The 25687-nt window shown below is 57.7% G+C and carries 27 protein-coding genes and 1 tRNA gene; 9 read left to right on the forward strand and 19 right to left on the reverse strand.

The window, feature by feature from the left end; translation table 11 throughout:
- The first annotated feature begins 748 nt into the window (after positions 1 to 748).
- The 4 genes from M8N44_RS06565 (at position 749) to M8N44_RS06580 (ending at position 5285) form a co-directional block, all read left to right on the forward strand.
- The gene (locus tag M8N44_RS06565; protein WP_180971534.1) at positions 749 to 1342 is read left to right on the forward strand and encodes a manganese efflux pump MntP; all 594 of its coding nucleotides are present in this window, start codon (positions 749 to 751) and stop codon (positions 1340 to 1342) included.
- Positions 1343 to 1451: 109 nt separating this feature from the next.
- Entirely contained in the window at positions 1452 to 3680 is a 2229-nt protein-coding gene (locus tag M8N44_RS06570) for a discoidin domain-containing protein (protein ID WP_102728031.1), read from the forward strand.
- Positions 3681 to 3706: 26 nt separating this feature from the next.
- Complete coding sequence (locus M8N44_RS06575) at positions 3707 to 4921, forward strand: tetratricopeptide repeat protein (RefSeq protein WP_102728030.1); 1215 nt, start codon at positions 3707 to 3709, stop codon at positions 4919 to 4921.
- Positions 4922 to 5024: 103 nt separating this feature from the next.
- Positions 5025 to 5285, forward strand: a complete 261-nt coding sequence (locus M8N44_RS06580; RefSeq protein ID WP_102728029.1) for a hypothetical protein — start codon at positions 5025 to 5027, stop codon at positions 5283 to 5285.
- 256 nt (positions 5286 to 5541) lie between these two features.
- Here the strand turns inward: M8N44_RS06580 and M8N44_RS06585 are convergent, their stop codons facing one another.
- The 6 genes from M8N44_RS06585 to M8N44_RS06610 all read right to left on the reverse strand — a co-directional run bounded on the left by M8N44_RS06585 (position 5542) and on the right by M8N44_RS06610 (position 11677).
- Entirely contained in the window at positions 5542 to 6918 is a 1377-nt protein-coding gene (locus tag M8N44_RS06585; protein WP_102728237.1) for a replication-associated recombination protein A, read from the reverse strand.
- A 230-nt stretch (positions 6919 to 7148) separates the two neighbouring features.
- On the reverse strand, positions 7149 to 7544 hold the full coding sequence (locus tag M8N44_RS06590) for a hypothetical protein (protein WP_146020080.1): 396 nt from the start codon (positions 7542 to 7544) through the stop codon (positions 7149 to 7151).
- A 367-nt stretch (positions 7545 to 7911) separates the two neighbouring features.
- Positions 7912 to 8838, reverse strand: coding sequence for an NAD-dependent epimerase/dehydratase family protein (locus M8N44_RS06595; RefSeq protein WP_102728028.1), 927 nt, complete (start codon positions 8836 to 8838; stop codon positions 7912 to 7914).
- A 28-nt stretch (positions 8839 to 8866) separates the two neighbouring features.
- A complete protein-coding gene (locus tag M8N44_RS06600) occupies positions 8867 to 9961 on the reverse strand; it encodes a phosphotransferase enzyme family protein (protein ID WP_102728027.1) in 1095 nt (364 codons plus the stop codon).
- Between the two features lie 12 nt (positions 9962 to 9973).
- Complete coding sequence (locus tag M8N44_RS06605) at positions 9974 to 10882, reverse strand: nucleotidyltransferase family protein (RefSeq protein ID WP_180972565.1); 909 nt, start codon at positions 10880 to 10882, stop codon at positions 9974 to 9976.
- 75 nt (positions 10883 to 10957) lie between these two features.
- Positions 10958 to 11677 (reverse strand): hypothetical protein, encoded by a 720-nt coding sequence (locus tag M8N44_RS06610; protein ID WP_102728026.1) that lies wholly within the window; start codon positions 11675 to 11677, stop codon positions 10958 to 10960.
- A 103-nt stretch (positions 11678 to 11780) separates the two neighbouring features.
- On the opposite strand from M8N44_RS06610, the gene M8N44_RS06615 reads away from it, so the two are divergent.
- The 5 genes from M8N44_RS06615 to M8N44_RS06635 all read left to right on the forward strand — a co-directional run bounded on the left by M8N44_RS06615 (position 11781) and on the right by M8N44_RS06635 (position 16286).
- Positions 11781 to 12473 carry a site-2 protease family protein gene (locus M8N44_RS06615; RefSeq protein ID WP_102721397.1) on the forward strand — a complete coding sequence of 231 codons (693 nt, stop codon included), beginning with the start codon at positions 11781 to 11783 and terminating at the stop codon, positions 12471 to 12473.
- 54 nt (positions 12474 to 12527) lie between these two features.
- Positions 12528 to 14048, forward strand: a complete 1521-nt coding sequence (gene proS, locus M8N44_RS06620) for a proline--tRNA ligase (protein ID WP_102728025.1) — start codon at positions 12528 to 12530, stop codon at positions 14046 to 14048.
- Between the two features lie 284 nt (positions 14049 to 14332).
- Positions 14333 to 14662, forward strand: a complete 330-nt coding sequence (locus M8N44_RS06625) for a hypothetical protein (protein ID WP_102728024.1) — start codon at positions 14333 to 14335, stop codon at positions 14660 to 14662.
- 291 nt (positions 14663 to 14953) lie between these two features.
- Positions 14954 to 15028: transfer RNA gene (locus M8N44_RS06630), tRNA-Gly, on the forward strand.
- A 118-nt stretch (positions 15029 to 15146) separates the two neighbouring features.
- Positions 15147 to 16286 carry a tyrosine-type recombinase/integrase gene (locus tag M8N44_RS06635; protein ID WP_102733282.1) on the forward strand — a complete coding sequence of 380 codons (1140 nt, stop codon included), beginning with the start codon at positions 15147 to 15149 and terminating at the stop codon, positions 16284 to 16286.
- Positions 16287 to 16342: 56 nt separating this feature from the next.
- On the opposite strand, the gene M8N44_RS06640 is transcribed toward M8N44_RS06635, so the two are convergent.
- The 13 genes from M8N44_RS06640 to M8N44_RS06695 all read right to left on the reverse strand — a co-directional run bounded on the left by M8N44_RS06640 (position 16343) and on the right by M8N44_RS06695 (position 25686).
- Complete coding sequence (locus M8N44_RS06640; RefSeq protein ID WP_249853054.1) at positions 16343 to 17089, reverse strand: hypothetical protein; 747 nt, start codon at positions 17087 to 17089, stop codon at positions 16343 to 16345.
- 5 nt (positions 17090 to 17094) lie between these two features.
- Positions 17095 to 17352, reverse strand: a complete 258-nt coding sequence (locus M8N44_RS06645; RefSeq protein ID WP_249853055.1) for a hypothetical protein — start codon at positions 17350 to 17352, stop codon at positions 17095 to 17097.
- Entirely contained in the window at positions 17349 to 18998 is a 1650-nt protein-coding gene (locus M8N44_RS06650; RefSeq protein ID WP_249853056.1) for a portal protein, read from the reverse strand. Before M8N44_RS06650 ends, M8N44_RS06645 begins: the two co-directional genes overlap by 4 nt.
- Before the next feature lie 5 nt (positions 18999 to 19003).
- Positions 19004 to 19213: a hypothetical protein gene (locus M8N44_RS06655; protein ID WP_249853057.1), complete on the reverse strand. Its 210-nt coding sequence runs from the start codon at positions 19211 to 19213 to the stop codon at positions 19004 to 19006.
- A gap of 6 nt (positions 19214 to 19219) precedes the next feature.
- A complete protein-coding gene (locus M8N44_RS06660; protein ID WP_249853058.1) occupies positions 19220 to 19807 on the reverse strand; it encodes an N-acetylmuramoyl-L-alanine amidase family protein in 588 nt (195 codons plus the stop codon).
- An 85-nt stretch (positions 19808 to 19892) separates the two neighbouring features.
- Positions 19893 to 20144, reverse strand: coding sequence for a hypothetical protein (locus M8N44_RS06665; RefSeq protein WP_102722411.1), 252 nt, complete (start codon positions 20142 to 20144; stop codon positions 19893 to 19895).
- A gap of 4 nt (positions 20145 to 20148) precedes the next feature.
- Positions 20149 to 20601: a hypothetical protein gene (locus M8N44_RS06670; protein WP_249853059.1), complete on the reverse strand. Its 453-nt coding sequence runs from the start codon at positions 20599 to 20601 to the stop codon at positions 20149 to 20151.
- A 9-nt stretch (positions 20602 to 20610) separates the two neighbouring features.
- Positions 20611 to 21015: a hypothetical protein gene (locus M8N44_RS06675; protein ID WP_249853060.1), complete on the reverse strand. Its 405-nt coding sequence runs from the start codon at positions 21013 to 21015 to the stop codon at positions 20611 to 20613.
- Positions 21016 to 21019: 4 nt separating this feature from the next.
- Positions 21020 to 23422 (reverse strand): hypothetical protein, encoded by a 2403-nt coding sequence (locus M8N44_RS06680; RefSeq protein WP_249853061.1) that lies wholly within the window; start codon positions 23420 to 23422, stop codon positions 21020 to 21022.
- Between the two features lie 49 nt (positions 23423 to 23471).
- The gene (locus M8N44_RS06685) at positions 23472 to 23969 is read right to left on the reverse strand and encodes a terminase small subunit (RefSeq protein ID WP_215709513.1); all 498 of its coding nucleotides are present in this window, start codon (positions 23967 to 23969) and stop codon (positions 23472 to 23474) included.
- A gap of 69 nt (positions 23970 to 24038) precedes the next feature.
- Complete coding sequence (locus tag M8N44_RS14105; protein WP_215709512.1) at positions 24039 to 24326, reverse strand: MarR family transcriptional regulator; 288 nt, start codon at positions 24324 to 24326, stop codon at positions 24039 to 24041.
- A complete protein-coding gene (locus M8N44_RS06690) occupies positions 24323 to 24811 on the reverse strand; it encodes a DnaA ATPase domain-containing protein (protein ID WP_215709511.1) in 489 nt (162 codons plus the stop codon). Before M8N44_RS06690 ends, M8N44_RS14105 begins: the two co-directional genes overlap by 4 nt.
- A 131-nt stretch (positions 24812 to 24942) precedes the next feature.
- A complete protein-coding gene (locus M8N44_RS06695) occupies positions 24943 to 25686 on the reverse strand; it encodes a hypothetical protein (protein WP_215709510.1) in 744 nt (247 codons plus the stop codon).
- Position 25687: the final 1 nt, after the last annotated feature.

Genomic DNA, 25687 nt, shown 5'->3' on the forward strand with positions numbered 1-25687 from the left:
CCAGCATTCAGTTTATGGAGCCGTAGCGCCGGGAATATCATTGGGGGAAATTTACGGCTCCTGCAGAAACATTTTCAGGCCTTTATGCTTGAGAATTTCACTACTCAGGATTAAATTACTTCGCTTAATACCCTTTGAAAATGAAATTTATTCTCGTTAGTGTAGCTATCTTCAACGTATTATGTGTATGTTCCGGACTTAGAGAACTGTGTTTTGATGAATGGTTCCATAGCACATTTTCTATTATATTTTCATCTATTGCCGCATTACTTTTTACCGTCTCATTCATTTTCTTAAGCAAGAAAATATGCAAGTAATCTAAAATATTGACTTTGAGTAAATTAATGAATAAACAAAATTTTTATCTATCAAGGGGAAATTCTAAAAACAGAGAACACCACGAATTTTCCCATTCTCATTATCTTCTTCATGACAATCGCTATTCCGTTGAATTACTGCACCTGGGCGTAAAAGAAACCGCCAACGCCAAATTAACTGATCCCCCGATCACGCAAAGGCTGTTATTCAGCAGTTTTTGCATTTGAAAAGAGTAATATTGCATAGGCGAATCTCCTGACGAAAAACGGGAAAGTCTCTCTACAACAGACTTCCATGCATTTGGGCAGTCCCTCATGGGGAATGTGCCGATTCTTCTCTCTCCCATGCACCCGGAACCCGGAAAAAACCGCGTGGAACAAAAAAATTGCTTTTTCCCGGGGATGTCCTAGAGTGCCTCTCCGCAATGAGCATGCCGCTTGCCGACTTGTTATTCCTGGCTTTTGCCCTCTCCGTAGACGCCTTCGTCGTGGCGTTCTCCTACGGCTTGCTCATTAAGCAAAAACGTTTGAGCAACGGAATCAAGCTTTCCCTCTCCACCGGGGCGGGACAATTCCTGATGCCCGTGCTTGGCTTCCTGCTCACGGGAACCGTGCACCAGTACATTGCGGCCTGGGACCACTGGCTGGGCTTTGTCGTCTTCACCTTCCTGGGGGTCAACGTCATCCGCGAGGGCTGGAACCACCGCAACGAAGAAGAGCAGATGCCCCACGTCACCAGCCTGACGCTGCCCACTCTTCTGGCCGTGGGAATTGCCACCAGCATAGACGCGCTGGTGGCGGGCGTCAGCATCTATCTCTCCTCCGCCCAGTGCGGCACCACCCCCACCCTCCACGCCGTTCTTCTTCCCGCCGCCGCCATCGGCTTCACCACCTTCCTGTGCACGGCGGCAGGCTTCTTCCTGACCCGGCGGCTGCACCGCTTCCCCACGTTCCACCTGGAAGCGGGGGCCGGGCTCATCCTCATCGGCCTGGGCGTCAAAATGCTCTGCGACCATTTGTGCTGAAAAATGCTCCGCAGCGCATGATAAAAATACTGTTCCGGCGCCGTAGTAAGTCGGAAAACAAACTGGCTCCGGCCCCTTTTTTCCGCTATCCTTAAACAAGCTTTTCCACATGAATATTTCACACCTTCTTCTCTGCACCGCCCTGCTCGCCGCACCCGTCTGCATGGCGCAGGATCTGACGGAACCTGAAACGGAAGCGCCGTCCGCCGCCGGCCAGCTTCCTGCCCCCCTGGCGCAGAAAATAGCCGCGGGCGACTTTGCCGGGCTGCAAACGGAACTCCGCTCCTCCCTCCTGAAGGCTGGGGAACAAACCAAATCCGGGCAAAAACTGCTTCAGGACAAGCAATACCGCCACCTGCTGAACATTCACGAACTCCTGCGCGTCACGGGACCGGACAACGTGAAGGCCGTTTTCTCCAAAAGCCCGCAGGACGCGGCCTTCATCAAGGCCTTTTTACAGGACCCGGCGTGGGTGGAACTCTACCTGGGCGCGGGCCTGATTCCGGAAAACTCCCCGGAAGGGCTTCAAATCCTTTCCGACATCTGGAAGGCGGACGGTAAAAACGCGGACTTCCGGGACTACCAATCCCTCGCCACCGGACTTGCCTCCGTCTTTTCCACAGGCCCCATGGCGGGAAAGCTGAAAACCAACTCCGCCAACAGCAACCCGGTGCGCCGTTACCAGATATTCAAGAAACTGCATCAGGAAAACAAGCTGCATCCCGGCTTCATCAAGCTGCGCCCGTGGGAAATGCGCTTCGTCGTGGGCCATACGTGGGACGACAAATCCTACGAATGGAGCAATGAGCACGTCAACCTCCCCTGGCGGCGCTATACGGACGCCTGCTGGGCCGCCCCCTACACGGGCAACAACTTCTTCGGAGACACCATCCAGGGGCCCCTCTTCTACGTGCCGTGGCGCGACGTCAACACCTCCGCGGAAAACACTCAAGTCATCGGCGGCGTCTGCGGCGGCCTCTCCTACTTCGGCACCATGGCGGCCCAGGCCCACGGCATCCCGGCCTACCCGGTGGGGCAGCCCGGCCACTGCGCCTATGCGGTGCGCGTGAAGCGCGGGGAATGGAAAGGCGGCTTCGGCGGACCGGACGGAGGCATGCACAACCACATCTTCGGCAGCCAGGCCCCCACCTCCTACCTGCTGATGGAAAACGTCTTTGCGGACAACGCCAAGGCGGACCAGGCCTACCTGTGGGCCGCGCAGGCCCGCCTGGACGAAGCCGCCGGCAACAAGGACAAGGCCATCCAGGCCTGGGGGGAAGCGCTCAAGCAAACCCCGCTGCACCCGTTCTTCCGCACGGAGCTTCAGCGCCTGCTGATGGAAAAGGAAGGCATGCAGCCCATCGACTGGTACGTGTACGCCAAGGACGCCCTCTCCCACTACAAGGGGAACGGCTTTGCCGCGTTCGACATCCTGAAGGACGTGCAGAACAAGTTCCTGATGGACATCCCGTCCGAAGACCGGATCGCCTGGTTCCGGGACCTGCATGAAACCATCGCCACCACTCCCACCTCCTGGGCGGTCAAATTCCAGCCCGTGCTGGACTCCCAGTCCGCCTTCCTGACCAATCCGCAGGAAAAGGCGGCCTATCTGGAAACGGTCCTCTCCACGCACCTGAAAACGGGGGACGGCACCAACTTCGGCCAGGCGCTGGAATGGGCCGTGAAAACCTTTGTGGAAAACGGCCAGGCGGACGTCTTCTCCAACGCCTTCGCCAAGGTAGCCCAGCAGACGGGGGAAGCCGGAGCCTCCGGAAAAGCTCCCGATCCCAAGAAGCTGAAGGAAGCCTACGGCAAAGCCATCTATGCCACGGAAATGGCCCGCTCCATTCCGGCCTTCCAGACCCTGAGCAAGGCGGCCGCCTCCTTCTCTGACGCCGATACGTCTGCCAACACGGTCAATGCCGCCATCCCCCAGGGTTGGAAGCTGGTGCCCGCGGACGGCATGGTCAGGTGCTCCACCACCTGCCAGTGGGACAGCCCGTGGGACCACATCAACCTGCTGCGCCCCTGCGGCGGCTCCCAGCATACGGACAAGGAAGCGAACCCCAACGTCATTGTGGAACTGAAAAATGGCGTGAACCTGGCCGGGCTGGTGGTCACCAAGCGCAACGGCAATGAAGACCGGATGAAGAAGATGGAAGTCTCCACCTCCACGGACGGAGCCACCTGGTTCCCCCTGGCCGCCACGGAAAACATGCCCAAGGAATGGGTCATCACCGCTCCGGAAGGCACCAAGGCCAAGTGGATCAAGGTGGAAGCCAAGAACGCCCAGCCGGAATTCATGCACCTGCGCCACATCCTCGTTTACGAAAAATAACCCCTGCACCCTTTTCCATTAACGCCATGTTTCATCATCTCAACATCGTTCCCGGCCTGCTGGCCGCAGCCCTCCTCCTGTCCGCGCCCGTCCAGGCGGCCCTCCCGGCCTACAGCGCCGTGAAGGACGAGGCCAAAACCGTCAACAAATACATGATCGTCGTGTGGGCCGGCACGGACTGGTCCCCCAAATCGCGCGAAGTCACCCGCGCCGTGGAGCACCTGGCCAAGGACTCCCCGGAACCCGTCCTCTGGTGCATCCAGGATGAACGGGAGGAAATGACGGAAGAGGAAAAGAAGCTGCCCAAGCCTCCCGGTGAAATCTGGAACATCCCGGCCATCCAGGTGGTTTCCCCCGCCGGCGGCATGGTCTTCCTGTCCGAAGGCGTTTCCAAGGAAACGCTGCCCGCTGTCATGAAGCAGGCGCTGGAAGCCGTGAAGCAGCAGGAAAAGGCCAATGCCCTGTGGGAAAAGGCGGACGCCTCTTCCGGCGCGAACGCGGCCCTTCTCTACGGGGAAGGCCTCCAGCAGCTTCCCCCGTACGCGGCCTCCGCCAGGAAGGACATTCTGGAAAAAATCAAGAAGGCGGACCCGGAAGACACCAGGGGCATGCACTTCAAATACACCTTCAAGCACCTGCCCTATATTGAAAAGGTGCAGCGGATGGTGGAAGACTCCGGCAAAAACGGCGGCCAGAAGGACTACAAGGCCGCCCATGCCTATGTGGACAAGCAGCTCAAAATCCCCGGCCTGACGCCCCTGCAAAAACAGCAGGTCATGGCGGCCAGATTCTGGCTCTACCGCAGCGAGGGGAAAAAGGACCAGGCGCTGAAAACCCTGGCGGACATCGCCAAAATCTCCCCCAAGACTCTGATGGGAACAGGCGCGCAGAACTACTACCGCTTCCTGACGGAACCCGTCACCCTCAAGGAGCCGCGCTTCACGGGCTATGACCTGCGCCCGGAATTTACGCCCACCCGCGTCAACATCGGCAGCATGCTCAACGGCCCCGGCAACTACAAGATCACCTTCAAGATGAACAGCGGCGGCTGCAACATCCGCAATCCCCGCTTCATGAGGGGCAGCCGTGTGGTCAGCGAACTGCCCAAGGACCAGCAGGACAAAAACGGCCGGGAATTCACTCTGCGCCTCTCCGGTTCCGAAAAGCCGGACCTGGTCTTCGACTGCCAGGGCCAGGGCTGGTTTGACGCGGACTGCGACATCATCGTGACCAAGGAGTGATCTCTTTAAGGACCGTTTGCAGTATTTTCTAATATTTTAACACAGCAAGCCATCCAAATGATGGCTTGCTTTTTAATAATTTATCTAGTAATCTATAGTTGTTATGGATAATAACCTATGGATTGATAACTTGATATCTAAAAGAGGTTTTTCAAAAGCTCAAGCAGAAGAGGTGCTTGGCGAGGCTAAGAGGTTCGTGAAGAGTGAAGTAAGCCTTGAAGAAATAATGGAGTATATAATTGAAGAGGAGATTGATGACGTAGAATATGCCGTCGAACTAATAGAAAACCAAAAAGATATTAGTTGGGCAACAGATGAAGATGGCAATGTTGCTACTTTCGATGAAATTTTTGGTGACGACTAGTAAAAAATAATGTTATCCGCAGGAGAGAACCAAAAAGTCTTTTTTTGCAGGCACCTTTTGTTAGATACTCAAAGAAAATTTGAATCTATTGCATCTAACAGACACTTACATGTATGAAGGTAAAACTAACCTTCTTTTTTAATTCTTCGTCAAAATCACTATATTTTACACTTAATTTCATCCATATATTGAAAATACGGCGGTATAAAATATATTCTAAACACTGTTACGAGACAGATATTTAAGGGTAGTTTTTCTAGTCTTTTGTCTTGTGGAGGATCTTTTCCGCCAGCTTGCGGCGGTATTCCATGCGCTCCTTGATGCGCAGTTCCAGCCCGTTTCCGGTGGGGGTGTAGTAAACGCGGCCTTCCGGCAGGTAGGCCTGGGGGACGTAATGTTCCGGGTAATCATGGGAATACAGGTATTCCAGCCTGGCGGCGTCCGCACCGCCGGCGGCGGCCAGCTTCTTGCGCGTGGGCGTCCGGAGGTGCTCCGGCACGGCCAGCGTTTTTCCGTTGCGCACGTCATCCATGGCGGCATTGATGCCCATGTAGGCGGAATTGCTCTTGGGGGCCGTAGCCAGGTAAACGGTGGCGTGCGCCAGCGGGATGCGCGCCTCCGGCATGCCGATCATTTCCGCCGCGCGCGCCGCGTCCAGCGCCACGCGCAGGGCGTTGGAGTCTGCCAGCCCCACGTCTTCCGACGCGGCGATGACCAGCCTTCTCCCGATGAAGCGGATGTCCTCCCCGGCTTCCAGCATCATCCCCAGCCAGTACAGGGCGGCGTCAGGATCAGAGCCGCGCATGGACTTGATGAAGGCGGAAATCGTGTCGTAATGGGAATCTCCCAGGCGGTCGTACTTGATGGCCTTGCGCTGGATGGATTCCTCCGCTACGGAGAGGTTCACATGGATAACGCCGTCTTCCCCGGCAGGGGTGGACAGAACGGCCACTTCCAGAGCCGTGATGGCCTTCCGGGCGTCTCCGTCCGCCTTGGCGGCCAGGTGGTTCAGGGCTTCCTCCTCCATGTCCACGCGGGAGGCTCCCAGCCCGCGCTCCGCGTCCGCCAGGGCACGCTTCAGCAGGGCGGCCAGCTCTTCCTCCGGCACGGGTTCCAGCGGGAAAACCTGGGAGCGGGACAGCAGGGGGGAGTTGATCGCAAAGTAGGGGTTCTCCGTCGTCGCGCCGATGAACCTGACCGTTCCCTTTTCCAGATGGGGGAGCAGGACGTCCTGCTGCGCCTTGTTGAATCGGTGCAGCTCATCCACGAAGAGGACGGTTTTCCGCCCGTGCATGCTCATCCTCATCTGCGCCTGGGCGATTTTCTCCCGGATGTCCGCCACGTTGGATTCCACCCCGTTGAGCATCATGAAATGGGCGTTCGTCGTCCGGGCGATGACGGCGGCCAGGGTGGTCTTCCCGCAGCCGGGAGGACCGTAAAAAATCAGGGAGGTGAACCTGTCCGTTTCAATCGCGCGCCTGAGCAGCTTTCCCGGCGCCAGCAGGTGCCTCTGTCCCGCCACTTCATCCAGAGTGCGCGGACGCATGCGCGCGGCCAGGGGCATGGCGGACATATCCGCTCCAGGCTCGAAGCCTTCTCTCGCGTCCGCTTCCTGTAAACTGAACAGATCCATTGGAGGTATTTTACCCGCTGGGAAGACCGGAGAAAAGGCCAATCCCCGGAATCCGGCAAGTTTCACGGAGGGAACGCCGTCCCCTCCCCGCAGAAAGAGGAGGAAAAAGAGAGGAGAAGAAATTACCCGCCCCGCCAAACGGCCATCAGCCAGGGGAGCCCGCGGCAACCGGACTCACGCCGCAGAATGCCCCTTCCCCGCGGCGTCCAGTGGAACGGTCAAGCCCCGCTTTAACCGGACACGGACCAGCAGGACAGCATCAGAACCATGCAGACAGGGGCAAGAATACTGAACAGAAGCCCCGTCACCGCCAGCATCCTGCGGTTCACCTCCCAGTAACGGAGGGAGGCGATCAGCATCCAGATGGGAAGCACAATCATGTGGATGAGCGCCAGAAGCCCCCAGCCTGCCAGCGCCAGCACGAAAAGCCAGGGTTCCGAGCCGTCCGCATCATTGCTCGGCATGAACAAGCCGAAGATACGGTACACGAATAAAAAGGAGACGAATGCGGCAAAAGGTATCCATCCCCAGCGGGCTTCCTCCTTCCGGCGGGCCATGACCAGTTCAAGATAGGGATCATTAAACGCAGCTAGATGATTGGCAGAAGTACTTCTGAAGGGATGCATATCGTTTTTGGTCTCTATTATTAACCCTTCCTCCTGTCAATGATATTCAATCCCGGCGACCGCCCTTCCTGTAAGAAATCTTTTTCTCTAACAAATACGAAATATCAACTTCCGCCAATCATCTTATTGTAGCTGCAAAGTATTGCCTCATTCCGGGAAACCTGCTTGATGATGAATGAATTTTCATTCCTATCGGAATGCTATGCTTCTGCCATTCCCATTATGGCAAAATGTCTTTTTGAATGATTCAGATGATAGCATCGGCGAAATTTGTCATACATGAGCCATTCCGGCATGAAAAAAGACTGTCTCCGCCGCAGGAGCGGAGACAGTCCCTGAATGATGATGAACCGGAAATTCCGGAGAGTTACTTGCCCAGAATTCCCTTGAAGTATTCCAGCGTTGTCGCCAGGCCTTCCGGCAGGGTGTGCTTGGGCTGCCACCCGGCGTTGCGGAGCTTGTCCGCACAGGCGCGGGAATGCTTCACGTCGCCGGCGCGTTCCGGAGCATGGAGCACCTTGGAGGAGGAACCCGCGGCCTTGATGATGTTCTGCGCCAGTTCTTCAATGGTGATCTGGCCGCCGTACCCGGCATTGAACACGCCGGTGACTTCCGGATGCTCCGCCACGAAGGTGAGGGCCCCCACGATGTCCTTCACGTAAATGAAGTCGCGCGTCTGGGTGCCGTCGCCGTACACGGTGATGTCTTCTCCCTTGACGGCTTTTTCAATGAAAATGGGCACCGCGGCGGCATAGGCCCCCTTGGGGTCCTGCCGGGGGCCGAAGACGTTGAAGAAGCGCACGGCGGCCGTGTTGACCTTGCCTTCCGCCCGGAACATGTTGAGGTAGTATTCCCCGTCCAGCTTGGTGATGGCATAGGGGCTCTTGGGTTCCGGGTACATGGTTTCCAGCTTGGGCACGGTGGGGTTGTCCCCGTAGATGGCGGCGGAAGACGCCAGCACGATTTTCTTAACCCCGGCGGCGGAAGCTTCCTCCAGCACGTTCAGGAGGCCGTTGACGTTGATGTCAATGCACTCGCTGATCTTGCTCATGGATTCCGGCACGGAGACGAGCGCGGCCATGTGGAAAATGTAGTCCACGCCCTGCACCGCCTGGCGAACCAGTTCGCGGTCGCAGATGGAGCCTTCAATGAAGGTGTGCTTGAGCCCGTCCAGGTTCTTGAGGTAGCCCGTGCGCAGGTTGTCCAGCACGCGGATTTCCTCCGCCTTGTCCTGATAGTGTTCCACAATGTGGGAACCGATGAATCCGGCGCCGCCGGTTACGAGAATCTTCATGTGTTTTTCCGATGTTGGTAGGTATTGGTTAGTAGCGGTCCACAACGGCCTTCATTTCATCCATCTGCGCCTCGATGGATTCCACCAGGGCCATCTGCGTGCGGCAGCGGTCCAGGTTATGTTCCGGGCGGTGAATCTTGAAGTACACGTCTCCGGACAGGTAGTCCGTCAGGAAGCGGATGCCGCATTCCATCGTGAGCAGCTTGCCGGAGAACGGCAGAAGGCTCTTTTCCAGGGGCGTCAGGAAGCTCTTGGCGGAGCTCAGGTAACCTTGAACCAGGGCCTCAAACATGAACATGCGCATCGTGACCTTGGAGATGTCCTTTTCATCTTCCGCGGCGGGAGACGTGGCCGTGCGGATCATGTCCCCGAAGTCGTAAATGGCGGAGCCGGGCATCGTAGTGTCCAGGTCGATCACGCATATGCCTTCCCCGGTCACGTCGTCCAGCATCACGTTGTTCAGCTTGGTGTCGTTGTGCGTGCAGCGCAGGGGCAGTTCGCCGGATTTCAGGTAGTCCACCACCAGATGGCAGTCAGCCTCACGGGAAAGGTACCAGTCTATTTCCTTCTGCACTTCCTTCACGCGGCCCAGGGGGTCGGACTGGATGGCTTCTTTCAGAGCCGCCAGGCGGGAAGTGGTGTTGTGGAAATCGGGGATGGTTTCAAACAGGGGTTCACCGGGAAGGTCCGCCGTGAGCTTCTGGAACTCGCCGAAGGCGCGCGCCGCTTCCTGGCACTGCCTGGTGGTTTCAATCTGGTCATAAGTGCGTGCGCGTTCAATGAACGGGTACACGCGCCAGCAGTTGCCGTCCGCGTCCAGGGCGTACGGCTTGCCGTCCACGGAGGGAACCAGCGTGAGGGTGCGGCGGTAGGCTTCCGGGCACTGCTCCTCCTTCAGGCGCTTCAGGGCGTGGTCCGTCACGCGCTTCACGTTTTCCATCAGGGGGATGGGCTGCTTGAACACGTTATGGTTCACGCGCTGGAGGATGTAGCGGAGGCGCTGCCCCGCCTGGTCCACCCAGATGCAGTAGGTGTCGTTGATGTGGCCGCTGCCGTAGGAGTAACCGTGGACGAAGTCGCCCCGGAGATCGAACAGGGATGATACAGCCTTGAGATCGTGCATGGGAAAAGAGGCTTAGTTGAGCTTTTCAGGGTATACGCCCTGCTTGATGAGTTTGTTGATGCCTTCCACAACCATGGGCTTGTCCCCGGGATAGGTCATGCCGAACCAGGTGGAGGAGGTGGGAAGAACGGCGCAGTCCGCGCGGTCTTCATGAATCAGGGCGTCCACCACGGTGGGAATGAAGCATTCGCTCTTGGGTTCCTGGCCGTGTTCCTTCAGGAAGTCAATGAAACGGTCTTCCGTCAGCTCAATAAAGGAGGGGGAGAAGAGCCAGAAGTTCATGGAAACCAGTTCGCCGGGGTCCACGGGCAGGCGTTCGCCCTTCAGGTTGTTGCCGCGCACCACGCCGTCTTCATCAGCCTGGATTTTCACGAATTCCTCCACGCCGTCCAGCAGGCCTTCCTTGATGGAGCAGATGCCGCGGTTCACGTCCCCGTTGTCGGAGAGGGTGTTCTTCAGCGGATAGCCGATCATGCCGTAATGGGCCTTCCCGGGTTCATCCGTGGTGGAGGTCAAGAACTTGGCGGCCTGCACAAAGGCATCCGCCCCGTAAAAGTCATCCGCGTTCACCACGGCAAAGGGTTCCTTTACCACGTGGCGGGCGGCGCGCAGGGCGTGGGCGGTGCCCCAGGGCTTTTCACGTCCTTCCGGCACGGAAAAGCCTTCAGGCAGGTCGTCCAGGGACTGGAAGGCGTAATCCACCTCAATCTTGCCGGCAAAGCGGCTGCCGACCTTTTCCTTGAAAATATCTTCAAAGTCACGGCGGATAATGAATACCACTTTTCCAAAACCGGCCCGGATGGCATCATAAACAGAATAGTCGAGAACGACTTCACCATTGGGACCCATCGGGTCAAGTTGCTTGAGACCGCCGTAACGGCTACCCATACCAGCTGCTAAAACAAGAAGTGTAGGCTTCATAATACGCGGGTCATTATGACCAAGCCTCCCCGTTTGGCAACTGGAAAATGCCGGAAAACCGGAGAAATCCGCCCGTTAAAAAACGTAAGAGCACCAAAGGCCCAGCACCACTTTTTTGAAATCGTCCCGCCCGTAGCCGCAATACCACCCCAGGAAAGGCTCCAACCGCAGACTGCCGGAAACGGCCCACCGCGCGCCCGTGCGCACCATCAGTTCCTTCAAGCCGTTTCTCCCCAGGTAATCATGGGAAAACCCCAGGGAAACCGTATTCACCATGGCGACGGATTCACACAGCAGGGGCTGCCAGGTAACGCCCCACTGGGAGTACATCCCCTCCTGCCCGGAATCATACAGGAAAGAGCCGCTGAAGGACCAGGACGGCATGGGGTTCCACTTGAGGGACAGGCCGGGCTCCGTCCCGGTTTTCAGGGGGCAGGAATCATACCACTGCCCGTTGACAAACAGTCCGGCTGTACACTCGTCCGCCAGGTAATACTGAAGTTCCCCGTGCAGGGTGGTCTGGCTGAAATTGCGCCCCTGCCAGTTGCGGATGGCGAAGAGTTCCCCGCTGACCGCCCAGGAATCCGACAGGGAGGCCCCGCCGGAAATCTGGCCTTCCACGGAATTGGGCCCCATCTTTTCCCCGCGGTGGATGTAGTCCGAACGGTAGCCGCCCAGCAATTCCCCACCCATGCGGATGGGGGAACGGCCGTCCACCTCCGTCAGGGGCGGGGGTCCGTCATACCCCCGTACGGCCTGCACGGCGCAGCACAGGATGATGGGAAACAGCCTCATGAAGGCCTTTTAACACAATCCCCTGCACCGCACCAACGCCAAAACGGTGCATGCACATTCTCCGGGCTTGGCAAAAGGGGAATCTGCCCTTACCCTCTCGCGCATGATTCATTTCACCCTGTTCGGGATACCTGTTTACATCCGCCCCAGCTTCTGGGTGGTGCTGGCCATCTTCGGCGGCGCTCTCAGCATCAACAGTGTGGAAGGCCTCATTTATCCGGCCCTGTTCGTCATTGCCGGCTTCGTCGCCATCCTGTCCCATGAAATGGGGCACGCGCTGGTGGGCCGCAGGCTGGGCGGGGGCCAGCAGACGATCGTTCTGGAACTCTTCGGCGGCCTGACGAGCAGCCACGGCATGCAGCTGACCCGCGGAGGAAGGGCCCTCATGATTCTGGCGGGCCCCATGATGACCCTGCTGCTGGGCATCATCAGCCTGTGGATTACCTGGAACATCGTCGCCCCGGTCATGACCGCGCACAACCTGACCTTCTGGGACCTGGCCATCAGCCCCTTCACGGCGGCGGCCATCTCCCCCCAGCTTTACATCCTCTCCTGCCTCATCATGATCGGGGAATGGTGGACGATCCTGAACCTGCTGCCCATCTACCCCCTGGACGGCGGCCAGCTGATCGCCCAATTCATCCGCTCCCCCAAAAAAGTGTTCATGACCGGATTCATCACGTCCATCATTATCGGGCTGCTCAGCTTCCAGCTCTTCCACGGCTACTTCATTCCCATATTCATGGCCCTCTTCGCCTACAGCAATTACCGGGAATACAGAAACGCCCCCTTTTAATATTCCGAGCTTCCTTTGCGGGCCGCGCCCGCTCCATTCAACATACCATCCAATATGTCTCAACAAACTGCAATCACCCCCACCCGCGCCCAGGACTTTCCCGAGTGGTACCAGCAAGTCATCAAGGCCGCCGACATGGCGGAGAATTCCGAGGTGCGCGGCTGCATGGTCATCAAGCCGTGGGGCTACGCCATCTGGGAACTCATCCAGAAGGACCTGGACCAGCGCTTCAAGGACACCGGCCATACGAACGCCTACTTCCCCCTCCTGATTCCGATTTCCTATCTGGAAAAGGAAGCGGAACACGCTGAAGGCTTCGCCACGGAATGCGCCGTGGTCACCCACCACAGGCTGGAAGCGCAGAAGGATGAAGCCACCGGAAAGACCCGCATGATTCCCACCGGGGAGCTCACGGAGCCCTTCGTCATCCGCCCCACCTCGGAAACCGTCATCGGCGCGGCCTTCGCCCGCTGGACGTCCAGCTACCGCGACCTGCCCCTCAAGGTGAACCAGTGGTGCAACGTGATGCGCTGGGAAATGAGGCCCCGCATCTTCCTGCGCACGGCCGAATTCCTGTGGCAGGAAGGCCACACGGCCCATGAAACCCGGGAGGAGGCCATTGAGGAAACCCTCACCATGCACAAGGTTTACGAGGACTTCCAGCGGGATGTGCTCGCCATTCCCACCATCCCCGGGGAAAAAACGGAGGCGGAACGCTTCCCCGGCGCGGAACAGACCTACACGGTGGAAGCCATGGTGCAGGACCGCAAGGCCATCCAGGCCGGAACCTCCCACTTCCTGGGGCAGAACTTCTCCAAGTCCCAGAACATCTGCTTTGCCGGGAGGGACAATACCCAGCAGTTCGCCTGGACCAGCTCCTGGGGCGTCTCCACCCGCATGATCGGTGCGCTCATCATGATGCACTCCGACGACGACGGCCTGGTCTGCCCGCCCCGCGTGGCTCCCCAGCAGGTCGTCATCATCCCCGTTACGCCCAAGGAAGAAAGCCGCCAGGCCATTCTGGACCACTGCGAGGAACTGGCACGCACCCTCCGCGCCAAGAATTTCCATGGCCAGCCGCTCCGCGTACTGGTGGACAGGCGCGACCTGGGCGGCGGCGCCAAGAAATGGGAATGGGTGAAGAAGGGAGTGCCCGTGCGCCTGGAAATCGGCCCCCGGGACCTGGAAAAAGGCTCCGTCTGCCTCCAGCGGCGCGACCTGCCCGTCAATGAAAAATCCTTTGTTCCGGAAAAGGAACTGGTTGAGACCGTCACGGACATTCTCCAGAACATCCAGGATACTCTGCTTCAGCGGGCCATCGCCTTCCGGGACGCCCACATCCGCCCCGCCTCCACCCTTCGGGAACTGGAAGAAAACTTCTCCGGAGAAGGAGACGCCGATTGGCTCCAGGTGCCGTGGGACGGCTCCCCGGAAGAGGAAGAGGAACTCGCCAAGCGCCTGCGCATCTCCATCCGCTGCATCCCGCTCGGCGAACTGGGCCGCGGGGAACCCGCTCCCTGCATCCTCACCGGCCGCATGACGGAACGCCGCGTCCTCTGGGCCAGAAGCTACTAATTTCCCATTGACTCCCTCTCTTCACGGGACTGTTCCAGGGCACGGAAAACGCGCCTTCCGAAACAGCCCCGTTTTTTATGGAAACAGGGAGTTCTTCAAGATTTTACACATTCTTTCCGCAAAAACCGCTTCATTTCGGACACCGACGCCATTCTGCCGTTATAAGGGATAAATACATGCTCTTCCGGTTAAGACCACACCGAGATGCCGACCACAGTCATCCCTTGGAGGATTGCGTCCCCTGATGGCGGGACAAAAGGGACAACCTGCTGGCCTTCGCCCGGTTGAAAGCGCAGACCGGCCTGGACTCGGAAGACCTGCTGGCGGAAAACGTCAAGCGGCTCGTCCGCGCCGTGGCGGAAAACCGCCTGGCCCCGGAGCCGGATGAATTCACCCCGTACGCCTTTACCGTCATCCGGATGCCCCAGGCCCAGCAACTGCTGAAACCTACGGAACCACGCTGCAAACGATCGGTTAACGAAGATACGGCGCTCAAGAACACCATCTGCCGCGGCAATACGGAGCAGGTTAATTTTATCTGGAACAGGGAGCCAACGTCAATGCCGTACATAGGGGACGATTTCCATGCTGGACCACGCCAGGAACCGCCATGACGCCGCCAAGGAAAAACTGTTGCTGAAACATGGAGCCAAAACGGCCTCGGAACTGAACGAGCAACAAAACGCCGCCTTCCCCGAAGTCAAACCGGAACAACCGGAAAAAGCAGCATGGCACCTTCCCGTCCTCCCCGCTCCTTCCACAGAAGCATCAGTCCTCTTTAAAAGGTACGGCAGCATGGCCCTATTCCGGTGAACATGAATTTTTCTCTAAAAAAATCTTGCCAAATCCGGATAACCCTATATATTTTCTGCCACACGGATGCCGCAAGGCTCCGGTCATCCAAAGCGGATGTAGCTCAGGGGTAGAGCGCAACCTTGCCAAGGTTGATGTCGTGGGTTCGAATCCCATCATCCGCTCCAAAAGTTTCTGTAAGAAAACCTACGCAAACCTTGATATTGCTAGGGATTATAAATAAAGTACACGTAAGAAAACTTACGTAAACCATATTACAAAACCCTTACAGGAAATATTACAGGTATGAGCAAGCCTTTCTACAGCGGCCGTCTGTCCATCAACAAGGAAAAATCTTCTCCCTATTGGATGGTAACATTCCAGGGACCGGACGGCAAGATGCGGCGGCGCTCCACCAAGGTGCCCGTCAATGGCGGTGAGTTCGAGGGCGACCGCATCACAGCCAAGCTGGCGGAACGGCTCGCCTACCAGCGGGGCGTGCAGATTGCCTGTGCGGAGGCGGAAGAATATCAGGCGCACAATAATGTTTCCGTGCGGGCCTGGTGCGACGACTACGTGAGGCGCAAGGCGGCGCTGGTGTCGGAAGACACGGCACGGAACGCCAGGACGGCCTACAAGCATTTCTACGCTTATCTGGGCGGTCGGGCTGATGCCCCGCTACGCCTGATCACCAAGGCGGACATCAAGGGCTTCGTGGCAGCTCGCCGTGAAGAGGTGCGCCAGAAGACGGTGGCCAAGGATTTGGCCGCCCTTTCCCAGGCATTCACAGACGCCGTGGATTCCGAAGTGATTGACCGCAACCCGTGCACCGGCGTTTCCATACCTCCGGACCGCGCGGGCGAGAAACTGCACAAGGAAGCGTTCACTCTTGACGAGATACGCTACATGATTGAGCATTTCCCTCCCCTGTGGAGTTCCGCGGTACGCTGCTCATTTGAGACCTTCGGCCAGAGGCTGGGGGATATTTTGAGGTTGAATTGGAGTCAATTTGACTGGGAGCGCCGCGTCGTGCGCTTTGACACAGGCAAGACGGGGCGCTGGATGGACCAACCCATGAGAGAAGGCTTTTACCAGTGGGCGCTTGCCCGCTGGAAGGAAGAGGGGGAACCAGCGGACGCATTGCTTCATGCCCCGCTCCTTGCGTTAGGGGATGGGGCTTCCGCCCAGTTCGGGTTGTTATTGAGAACGCACGGCATCGGCGTGGTGCACGGAGCTGCCGGTGGCCGCCGTCGGAGAATGAACAGCAAGTCATTCCACAGCATCAGGGCGACGGCCGCCACCATGTTGCAGGCTTCCGGCGTTTCCCAGGGGCTGGCTATGGAACTGGTGGGGCATGATTCCACCGCCGTGCATAGCGTATACATCCGCCCCTCCGCGGACCAGTTGCGTTCCGCCGCTGAATCCCTGCCGGAACTCCTGCCTTAAAAAAGCCCTGCTCCCAGACCAGGAACAGGGCTTGCAGGTAAAAAGCCGGGTTGACTTCACGCACCCATCAGGCGCATGTACTTGGTTCTTACCTCGGCAAAGCGCGGATCGTCAGAATTGTGGAAGGCTGCGTAATCCGGGTGTTCCGGGTCGTGCATCATACGCTGGGCTTCCCCGCGGGCCTGTTGCTCCTGTCGTCCAGGTGGCACAGGAAGAGCCGGTTCATCCAAAAGTCTGCCTACCGCATCCAGAATTTTGTACATGGCCGGATGATCGGCAATGCCCATCTCATTGAACACGCTCTGCTCGACCCCGGCCATGCGGCACAGACGCCCCGCCATCTGAACCGCTCGCATCTGGCGGGCGTCGCTGTCCCGGCCCCATTCGCCGTCCAGCTTGCTCCACGCCTCATTCATGGCTGCCTCATGGGCCTGCTGCTGTTCGGCCGCCTTGGCCGCCATGCGGGTGTCCATATCCTTGATGAACGCAGAAAGCCCCTTGACGGGCAGCCCGTGAGCCTTGCCGGTTTCGGTCAGTAGATTCTGCAGCGTCTCGTCACCAGTGAACGTTTCGTCAAAGGCCAGCACGTAATCCTCCTGGGCGGGAGGTTCGGTCTTCCCAGGCTCCGGATTTGCCGGAGGCGGGTCAGCCGGTGGATTGGCGGGAGCCGTGTTTGGATCCGGCTCGGGGTCGGCCAGACTGGGGCGGCCAGGCGCAGCGGGAGGGTTAGGATTCCCTCCGCCTCCATTATCAGGGGCTTCTTCACGGAGGAATCGGTTGTGGTATAATCTGAATAAGGACATAGTGGTTACTCTGTGGTTTCTTCTTCTGGTTCGTTGTTGTTGCCTACTACCATTTCGATGAACAAAATCACCTCGCGGTAGGCATCTCGGCGCATGGCGTCAAGGGGGTCGTAGGAACCGGCCGCCCCCTGGAAACAGGGAAGGTCGGTCTGGAAATGTTTCTTCAGCTCCGCCAGAACTTCCGGATTTCTGAAAGCTTCCCGGAAAATCCTTCTGCGGTGCTTCATGCGCTTTTCGTACTCATCCTGGGGATTTGTCTTCATGCTGTTTGTAAAGCTTGTTGCGCCTGGGCGTTATTCCTGTTTGCCACGGAGGACTGTTCCGCAAGGGCAGCCTGCGTGGCCGCTTCCTGCTGCTGCTTCCTCTCGGTCTCCTTCTGCTGCATCTCTTTTTCCGACGCCTTGCACTCCATCGGAGCGCCCTTGGAATCGTAAATCAGCTCTCCGGCCTTGTTGAGGTTCACAATATCCAGCAACTCCGGCCGTCCGGTCATCTGGGATAGGGTGCCGATGGATTCGAGGGCCGTCATCAAGCCGTCCGTCTGCGTCCGGGCAATCGCCTGGGCGATCTTGCCCATAAACAGCACCTGCGGAACAGCCAAACGCGTGGGGACTCCCCGACGGTTGGTCTCAAACACGCCTGGCACCGGGTCGGGCAGCTTGCCTGCGCGATACAACAATGCCATAATCCTCTGGCACATCATCCGGAAATCGCTCACGAATAACGTGAAAGAGGGGGTAAATCCAAGCACCTTTTCAGCTTCCCGGGCCGCTACCTCCGTGGCCGTCATCTGGCGGTCAATGCGGGAAACGGTCTCCAGCATGGGAACGTAAAAAGCCTCTTCAATCTTGGCGTACAGTCCGCGCAGGTATTCCAGTCCAATATCATACTGCCCTTGTGTACCCCATTCGCGTGGGAGCCCGAGATTGGCCGCTTCGGCAGAAATGGTGGTTTGGCCGCCGGCGCGCAAGTCTACATCACCGTACTGTGAAGCCAGCAGGAAAAGCCTTGGGTAAGCCTTCGTCTGTCCCAGCGTGTACAGAATCTTCTCCATGTCGATAGCCATGCGAATGGTGCGCCGTGCGTGCCACGCAGGACTCACCCCGTAGGGACTATCGCCCCAGCGCAGGAAGCGTGTTACCAGGAACGGAAACTCGTAAAAACCGCTCTCAAACACAATCTTCTTGTCGTCCAGGGAAATAATCACGTCCTGCCACGGCCTCTTCTTGGCTGGCAAATTATTGGAAAGCAGCCTGCCAGCCTGATTGGGAAGCACGCACTGAACAAACTCGAAAGAATCCGTATACCGGCGCTTTGCATCCTTGAGAGCTCTCCGTACCTTGGCCCCCAGGGCTTCTTCTCCCCATTTCTGTGCAGCCTGGTGAGCTGTCAGCCTGAACCAGCGCACCAGCGTGTCCACGTCTCCGGACTCCGATTCTGCAATGGCATAAGTGCCCGTGGGGATGTGCCTAAAAATCAGCTGTTTGTTGAGATTCATCTCGGAGAACATGCAGCCGGTCCCGGTCAGGCAACGGTCCAGATATACCTCGTGCATGACTGAATAGAAATTGGAAACGGCAAGCTCCCGCTCCATCACTTCCGTGGCCTTGTTGTACCAGTCATTCAAGGTCTGATTCCCATCCTTCTTGTAGCCAACGGGGCGCAGCGTGAACCATCGCCTGTCCAAAGGCGTGATGTACGTCAGGTGGGCGGAAGCCAGCTTTTTCAGGCTGTTATTGGCAACATCACTGTGCTCCAGTCCGCCGCCGTTGTCCGGTACGCTGTCTGGATGGGCATTGCCTGTGGCTCTGGGCATGATGATGCGGCGCATTTCATCCCAGCCGCCTTCAAAGGCGGCGCGTTCCGTGCGCAGGTTATCCGCCAGGGCAATGTAATCGCGTACCTCCATGACTGTTATCCCAGGGTTTTGCGCAGCGTGGACAGGCCGCCGGACAGATTCGGATTATTTACCGTGTCGGACAGCTTCAATCTGCGCTTGCTCTTGGTCTGCACGTCCTCCGATGCGTCCGAAACGGACTTCTCCGTGGCGGCCGGGTTCAGAGGTTCTTCCACTGCCGGCGGGGCCGGGGCTTGAGTGACTTTGGGTTTGAAAATGGATCCCATGGTAATTTACTGGTTGAGGGTGTAAGCGTCTACGCCCTGCGCAATGGCACGGGCAATGGCGCCGGGGGTGTCGTGCATCACGGAAGCGTCTCCGGGGTTGGACAAAAAGCCGCACTCCACCAGCACAGCAGGCGGCACGGTCTTGCGGAGCACATACAGGCTGGTCTTGTTGGGCTTGCAGGAACGGTCAGGACGTGCCTGTACATGGTCAGCGCGGCCCGGCATGAGCTTGCAGAGAGGCCCGGCAATGGCTTCGGCCAGACGTTTGCCGGAAGGGGAATCCGTGTAAGAACCGTCGTCGTGGTAGTTGCGGTGGTGGCAGACATGGGCCCCGCAGGCGGTAGCTGATCCCGCAGAATCACAGTGTAGGGAAAGGGAAATATCATAGCCTCCGGCATTGATGGCCTTGACCGTAGCGGCAAGATCGTCGTCGTTGTCCATGCGAGGGAAGTCGATGATGGTGACGGCGTGCCCCTGGGCTCGCAACATGGGGGCGAGATGGTCCGCGATGGTCTTGGCCGTGGCGTGTTCTTCCAGGCCGTTGCCGCGGCTGCCGGTGTTATTGGCGTGTCCGATGTCTAAAGCGATATTCATAGTTATAACTTAATTTTGTTAGAAGTGGTTAGAATTACCGAGGAATCCTCGGAGGTTGAACTTGTAAGAAAAACTTTACAGTTGCCTATTTCTCAAGTTTCCGCTCAATGTCCTCCACTCGGAGAGCAAGGAGCTGGATTGCCTTGGCCGTCTCCACCTGGGCCTGCGTCTGCATGGTCATCAGATCGCAAAGTCGGTCATTGTGATGGCTCATGACTTCCCCGATGTACCAGCACGCCCCGCCGCAAATAGACAGCGACAAAATGACGCAAGCGAACATGGGGGAAGCCTTGGCGAATTCAAGGAAACGTGCCGGCACTTCGGAGAGTTTGCACATGGTCTTACTTCTTGGAGGCTTGAACGACGGGCGGCACGTCGGTGACGGGCTGGGATTGGGAATAGGAGATATGCCCCTGCTCAATGACGAGACAGGCCCCGTCCTTGCATACCTCCGTCCGGTCCGGCGTAACGTCTACGCTGTGCCCGCAGCCGGACAGGGACATTCCCAAGCCGCCAAGGACGGCACCAGCGGCAACCGCTCCGGCTGCATACAGGGCCTTTTTCCACCAGCCGGTGGAGGTTTTGGCCTGTCCTGTGAGGTAATCCTGGACATCCCCCAGGGCGTGCTTGCCGATGATGGGGAGAGCTTGTTTAGCGACAGCGAGCCATCCGTTCCGCTGGTCGGCTTTTAGACCGTCCCACACAAGCCAGGCTTCTTTCTGCTCTTTTTGGTAGGTCATGTACATCTCCTTGGCAATTTCCAAGGCGTGATTGCATTGATTATTAGTAGTCATATGATTATGTTATTGTTTAGTGAAGTGTTTGAAAAATGCGACGACTGGAAGAGTTGTCAGCGTGAATTCCGGGTAGTCCGCAATGGTGAAAAGCCTGCGCCCTCCCTGGGGATTAATGGCCTCGATGGTTAGCTCTACGGCCTCAATCTCTATCTCCGCGGGCTCAAATGGCTCATCCGGAGCAAGGGCGGTTACATGCCCCAGCCTCGCCCACACTTGGGACGCCTGCCACGGCTCGGCCATGCCAACCAGAGCGGACACCACGGAAGACAGGGCTGGGGCCTGGTCGGCGGGGATGTCGTCTTGCGTGTAGCGGTCCGTGTGGGCGTAGCCCTCCGCATCTTGGTAAATGGCCGTCAGGGTTAATTTCTGCCAGTCGCCGAGGGTGGGAAACTGTAAATGTATCTCTTGCATGGTGTTATTGCGCTAATTGGTTGATTTCCACGACAGCGGTCTGGGCATAGTGGTGCCCCACAAACGCCCACGCCTGCCGGGGCTGTCCGGTCGTGTTGGGGGTCAGCGTCAGGACAACTTGGCCGCCTCCGGCTGGTATCTGCTCCGCGGATTGGCTGCACCACACGGCGGCGGGATCGTGCCCGCACATGGTGTCGTTGATGACGTATATAGCCTCCGCCAGCGTGGACGATACCGTCAGCGTTACCTCGCCGCCCGCCGCAGGCACCTCCAGAGCAGAGGCCGTCACATCCGGCACGGGCTTGACCGTCGCATCACGCATCACAACGCGCTCCATGATCGGCCAGACATCGGTGACGCCCAGCGCAGGGGCTGTGTCAATCCTCATGCCTCCCATCCGCAGCCCCACCTGATACGTGCTGCTCACCTCGTGCGCCTTGGCTTTAGCCGTGAAGCAGGCCGTGTTGCCGCTCCCGCAAAACAGGCTCGTCATCGGCATCACGTAGTGGCCGTCCACAAACATCTCCCAGCGATTCTCAACATTGGCGTGGTCAGCCGATTGCCGGGGAGTTATCGCCACAGAAAGATAAGTAACGCTGGGCGCCAATGCCCACATATACTGCTGATCACCTACATCCCGCCCATAATCCGTGCCGCGCAACAGGCAGGACGTGCTGCTGCCCAGGTAGCCCTTGGGGTAGATCGTCACCTGCCAGGCGGGCGTCATGTCTCTGCTGGTTGCGCCGTTGACAGAGTTGATCAGCGGGTATCTGTAATTTGCATTATCCCAGGCATAATCTACCCAATGGATGGGATGCGCATAACAATCCGCCGCCGGATTGGGCGCCGAGGAATAGCCTTGCGCCGTACTCCCCAGCAGGATAGACACCTTGTCAGAGCCGATGATGCGCCACACAGAGGCGGCGGCATAATCTCTATTACGGCTATTGCCCATGTAGTTGGCAAATTTCCACGCGCCTGTAGAGCGTCCAATCAAAGAGACCCCGGCGGCTGGTGTCATGGTAACCAAAAAATCGTGCAGATCGTTGGTATACACCGCCTCCTTAATGGATGCGTTGGCCGTGCCCATATTATAAGCGTCGGCCATCTGCATCTGCCTCACAATGGTAGTTACCCAGGAGGGGATCAGGGTCTCCATGTAGTACCCCATCCGCCGCCAATCATCTGCGGCCCGCTGCTCTATCAGCGCCTCGTAAGAGATAGCCTCCTGGGCCGTGGCAGGCAGCGGCACGCGAACGCCGCCGTTGGCAGTAACGGTGCCCGTCGCAGTCAGACCGCCGGCCAGCGTCATGTTGCCCGCCGCGTCCACCTGCGGGATGGCGGCAAGGGCCTGCTGGGCTGCGGTGGCGGAGTCAGAGGCATTCTTGGCGGAGGTTGCCGCATTGGTTTCCGCCGTCTTGATTCTGCCTTCCGCCTGGTCTATTTCCCCTTTGGCGGTTTCAGCCTGTTCGACAAAGGGCGTGATTGCCTCCATGGCTTCCGCCTGGACCGTCTGCACTGCCTGCACGGCTTCCGTCTTTGCCGTTTCCACGGCTGTGACAGCAGCGCCTTGTGCGCTGGCTACCTTGTCCGTGGCGGTTTTCTGCGCTCGCCCTACAGCAAGAACGGAATCAGCTTGCTTGGCTTGTATGGCGGAAACAGCCTCTTCCCTGGCCGCGCTGATCGTCTGTTCTCCGTTGCTGACCGTCTGCGTAAAATCTGAAACAATCCCTTCCACGGCTGCCTTGGCGTCATTGGCGCTCCTGGCGTCACGGGCTGCATCAGCAGCGGACGTGCTGGCAGAGGCCGCTGAATTGCCAGCCGCCACCTTGGAGGCTTGAGCGGCGCCGGCATAGCCTTCCGCTTCATTGGCCCGTTCCGTGGCTGTAGTGGCTGCTCCGGTTGCCGTCGTGGCTGCCTGACTCGCTGTTTCCGCGTCCGTGCGGGTACTGGAAGCATCCTGCTGTGCCTGCTGGGCGGCGAGGGAAGCCGCCGTGTTGGAAAGCCACTGCGCCTTGATGGTCTTGCCTGCCTCGATAGGAATCGCAATGCCCATCACCGGAATATCGTATACCGTGGAAGCCTCAATGGGGGGGACCGACTCCACGGCACCGATGTAACCCGCAAATAGCCGTAAATCCTCTCCGGATTCATCCTGGGCATGGATGGCATACGGCCAGCGGCCAATAGGAAGGGCGGGAAAGGTAAGCTCCAGGTAATTCTCCTGTTCGCCATGCTCGATTGTGATGGGCAGCTCTCCTTCCTCCGTTTTCACGGTGCCCGCAAAAGAAACGCCCGTTACCGGGAACGGAGATTGAGTCACGTCCTCACGCAAAAGCCAGCCTATGCGCTTGGCATAGCCGGCTGTCGTGGACAAATGGCGTGTAATCCCCAGAAAATTAAGCATGCCTCCTTCATGAGGCAAACCCGGAAAAATCTCAAGTTGCCGAGTGTCACTACTTTTTGCCGGACTTTACGGGAGGATCAAATGGCAGGGACGCCAAAAGAATCATAAAGTTCTCTCCTGCATCTACTTTCATCTTCTCTGGTGCATAGGCTCCATCCATCTTGTTGAGCTCGGCAATGGCTGCAATTTTCGATGGCATCTTGAATTTCATGCCATTTTCATCAATGGAAGACTCTTGGCAAAGCTCTGACGTGTTGTCAATATCACCGATGGGAGTTGTCACAACGCGGGAAAGCCATTCCATGCGTTCCTGCTTGGTCAGCACGGCGGATTTATTCAACTGGGCGTTCAATTCGTCAATCATTCGCACAATTTCAGCATCTTTGGACAAACGGGAAGCCGCCTTACTTGCCGCCTCATTGCTCATGTCCTTGCGTTTGTAAGCCTTACGGTATGCGTCCGCCTTGGACAATTTTCCATCAACCAGGAGCCTTGCAAACTCCTTCTTCTTCTCCGTCGTCCTGGATTTGTTACCCTCTCTCTTCATACCAATATTTTACCCTCCTGTTTTTCGGCGTGTCGAGTTGCCGAGTGTCAACGTTTCTTGCCGATAGCATCAACCTGCTGACTTTGAATCCTCAACTCCATCCAAAAAATCACGCCCCTGCTTGCTCAAATAATGCACACAGGGACGTGACCCGGTTTTGACCACGTCGCCAGTCCTTGCCAGGTAATCCAGCCTGTGGGACACGTTACTGGGGTCCAGATGGCACCTGTCAGCAATCTCCCGTGACGTTCTTCCCGGATGATCTCGGACCTCCATCAGGATAAGCAGTTGCGACGGCCGCACCCTCTGGCGGACAATGTTCCGCAACAGGTCTTTTCTGACTGACGACTCGTTCATTCTCCCTCCCTTCTCATGTAGCGTTCAAAGCAGTAGTCCGGCGCGTCCTCGACCCTGCATACCACGTTTTCGCCCCGGTACAGGCGGGAGGCGATACGGGCATCCAAATGTTCCCCGATATGTTTCGGCAGCAGGTTGGAGGTGAGCATCGTCCATTTCCCGAGCCGTCCGTCAACAACACGGTTCAGCGCGGACAGAATGGAAGGCGTGGTGTTCTCAGCTCCGATGTCGTCCAGAATCAGCACGTACACCTCTTTGACCAGATACTCCACGAATGCCCAGTCCCCGGAACGAAGCATGGAAACCACCTTTTGCCACTTCCAAAGCTGGATTGGAATCGTGGGGCGCTCTTTGACCAATGCAGTCCTCACGGACTCCGCCAGATGCGTCTTGCCCACCCCGGAAGCCCCCAACAGGGAAAGCCAGCGGCGCGGACGAACCTTGTTCACCACGTCGTTGATGAACCACTGTGCCTCGCGGTGCATGGCTTGAACCTCTGGGTGCACTCGCTCGTCAAAGCCGCCCATATCGTACCGTACAGGCTTGTAATTGCGGACAATCCCGTTTTGAGATGGCGCAAGGGCAACTTGCCCAGCCAAGTGTTGAATATCATCCATCATTCGTATCTCCTTCCTGCGTTGGCGTCCTTCCGTCCAGATGGACCTTGTTGCCGCCCATGCTGCACATTATTGGTTGCCCAGGAGCGGGCATACTTGCGGGCCGCCGGCTTCCAATCGGCAAGAGGAATCCCCTTGCTGTCCCGCCAGCCACGGGCGCTGAAATCATCAAAAAACGACTCTGCGCACCGTTTCAGTTCGTCTCCCTTGGGAGTCATAAGCTGGGCCGCCATGAAAAGCCGCACTTCCTCCGCACTCCGTGGGAACTGTTCTACACCCCTGTTTACAGAGCACGGCTCCGACTCCGTATACGTCTTCGTCTCCGTCTCCGTATAAGCGGTGGATTTCCGTGACTCACCGTTATTCACCGTGGATTCCCGTGAACTACCGTGACTCACTGTATTACACGGTGAATCACCGTCAGGAAGCGGGAACTTGGGCTTACTCTGTCTGCGCTGCCCGAAATTGATGATCTGCACATAATCCTTGCCCCCGACACAGTATGCCCTTACAAGCCCGGCTTCCTCCGTTTCATGGAGGCAGTCTTGAATGTCCTGGTTACTGACTTTGTCAAGGTGCAGGGGAAATAAGCGAGTCCTCAATACCGTTGGTCGAGCGTCAAACAGGCCGTAGTCATCCGCCACCAGCAAAAGCCGATGGAAGAAACACTCGGTTCGCCACGACAAAGCCGCTACCTTTTCCGAATCGAGAAACCCTTCTCGTATCATGCGTGATGTTGCCATA

This window comes from Akkermansia massiliensis, from assembly GCF_023516715.1.
Taxonomy (GTDB): domain Bacteria; phylum Verrucomicrobiota; class Verrucomicrobiia; order Verrucomicrobiales; family Akkermansiaceae; genus Akkermansia; species Akkermansia massiliensis.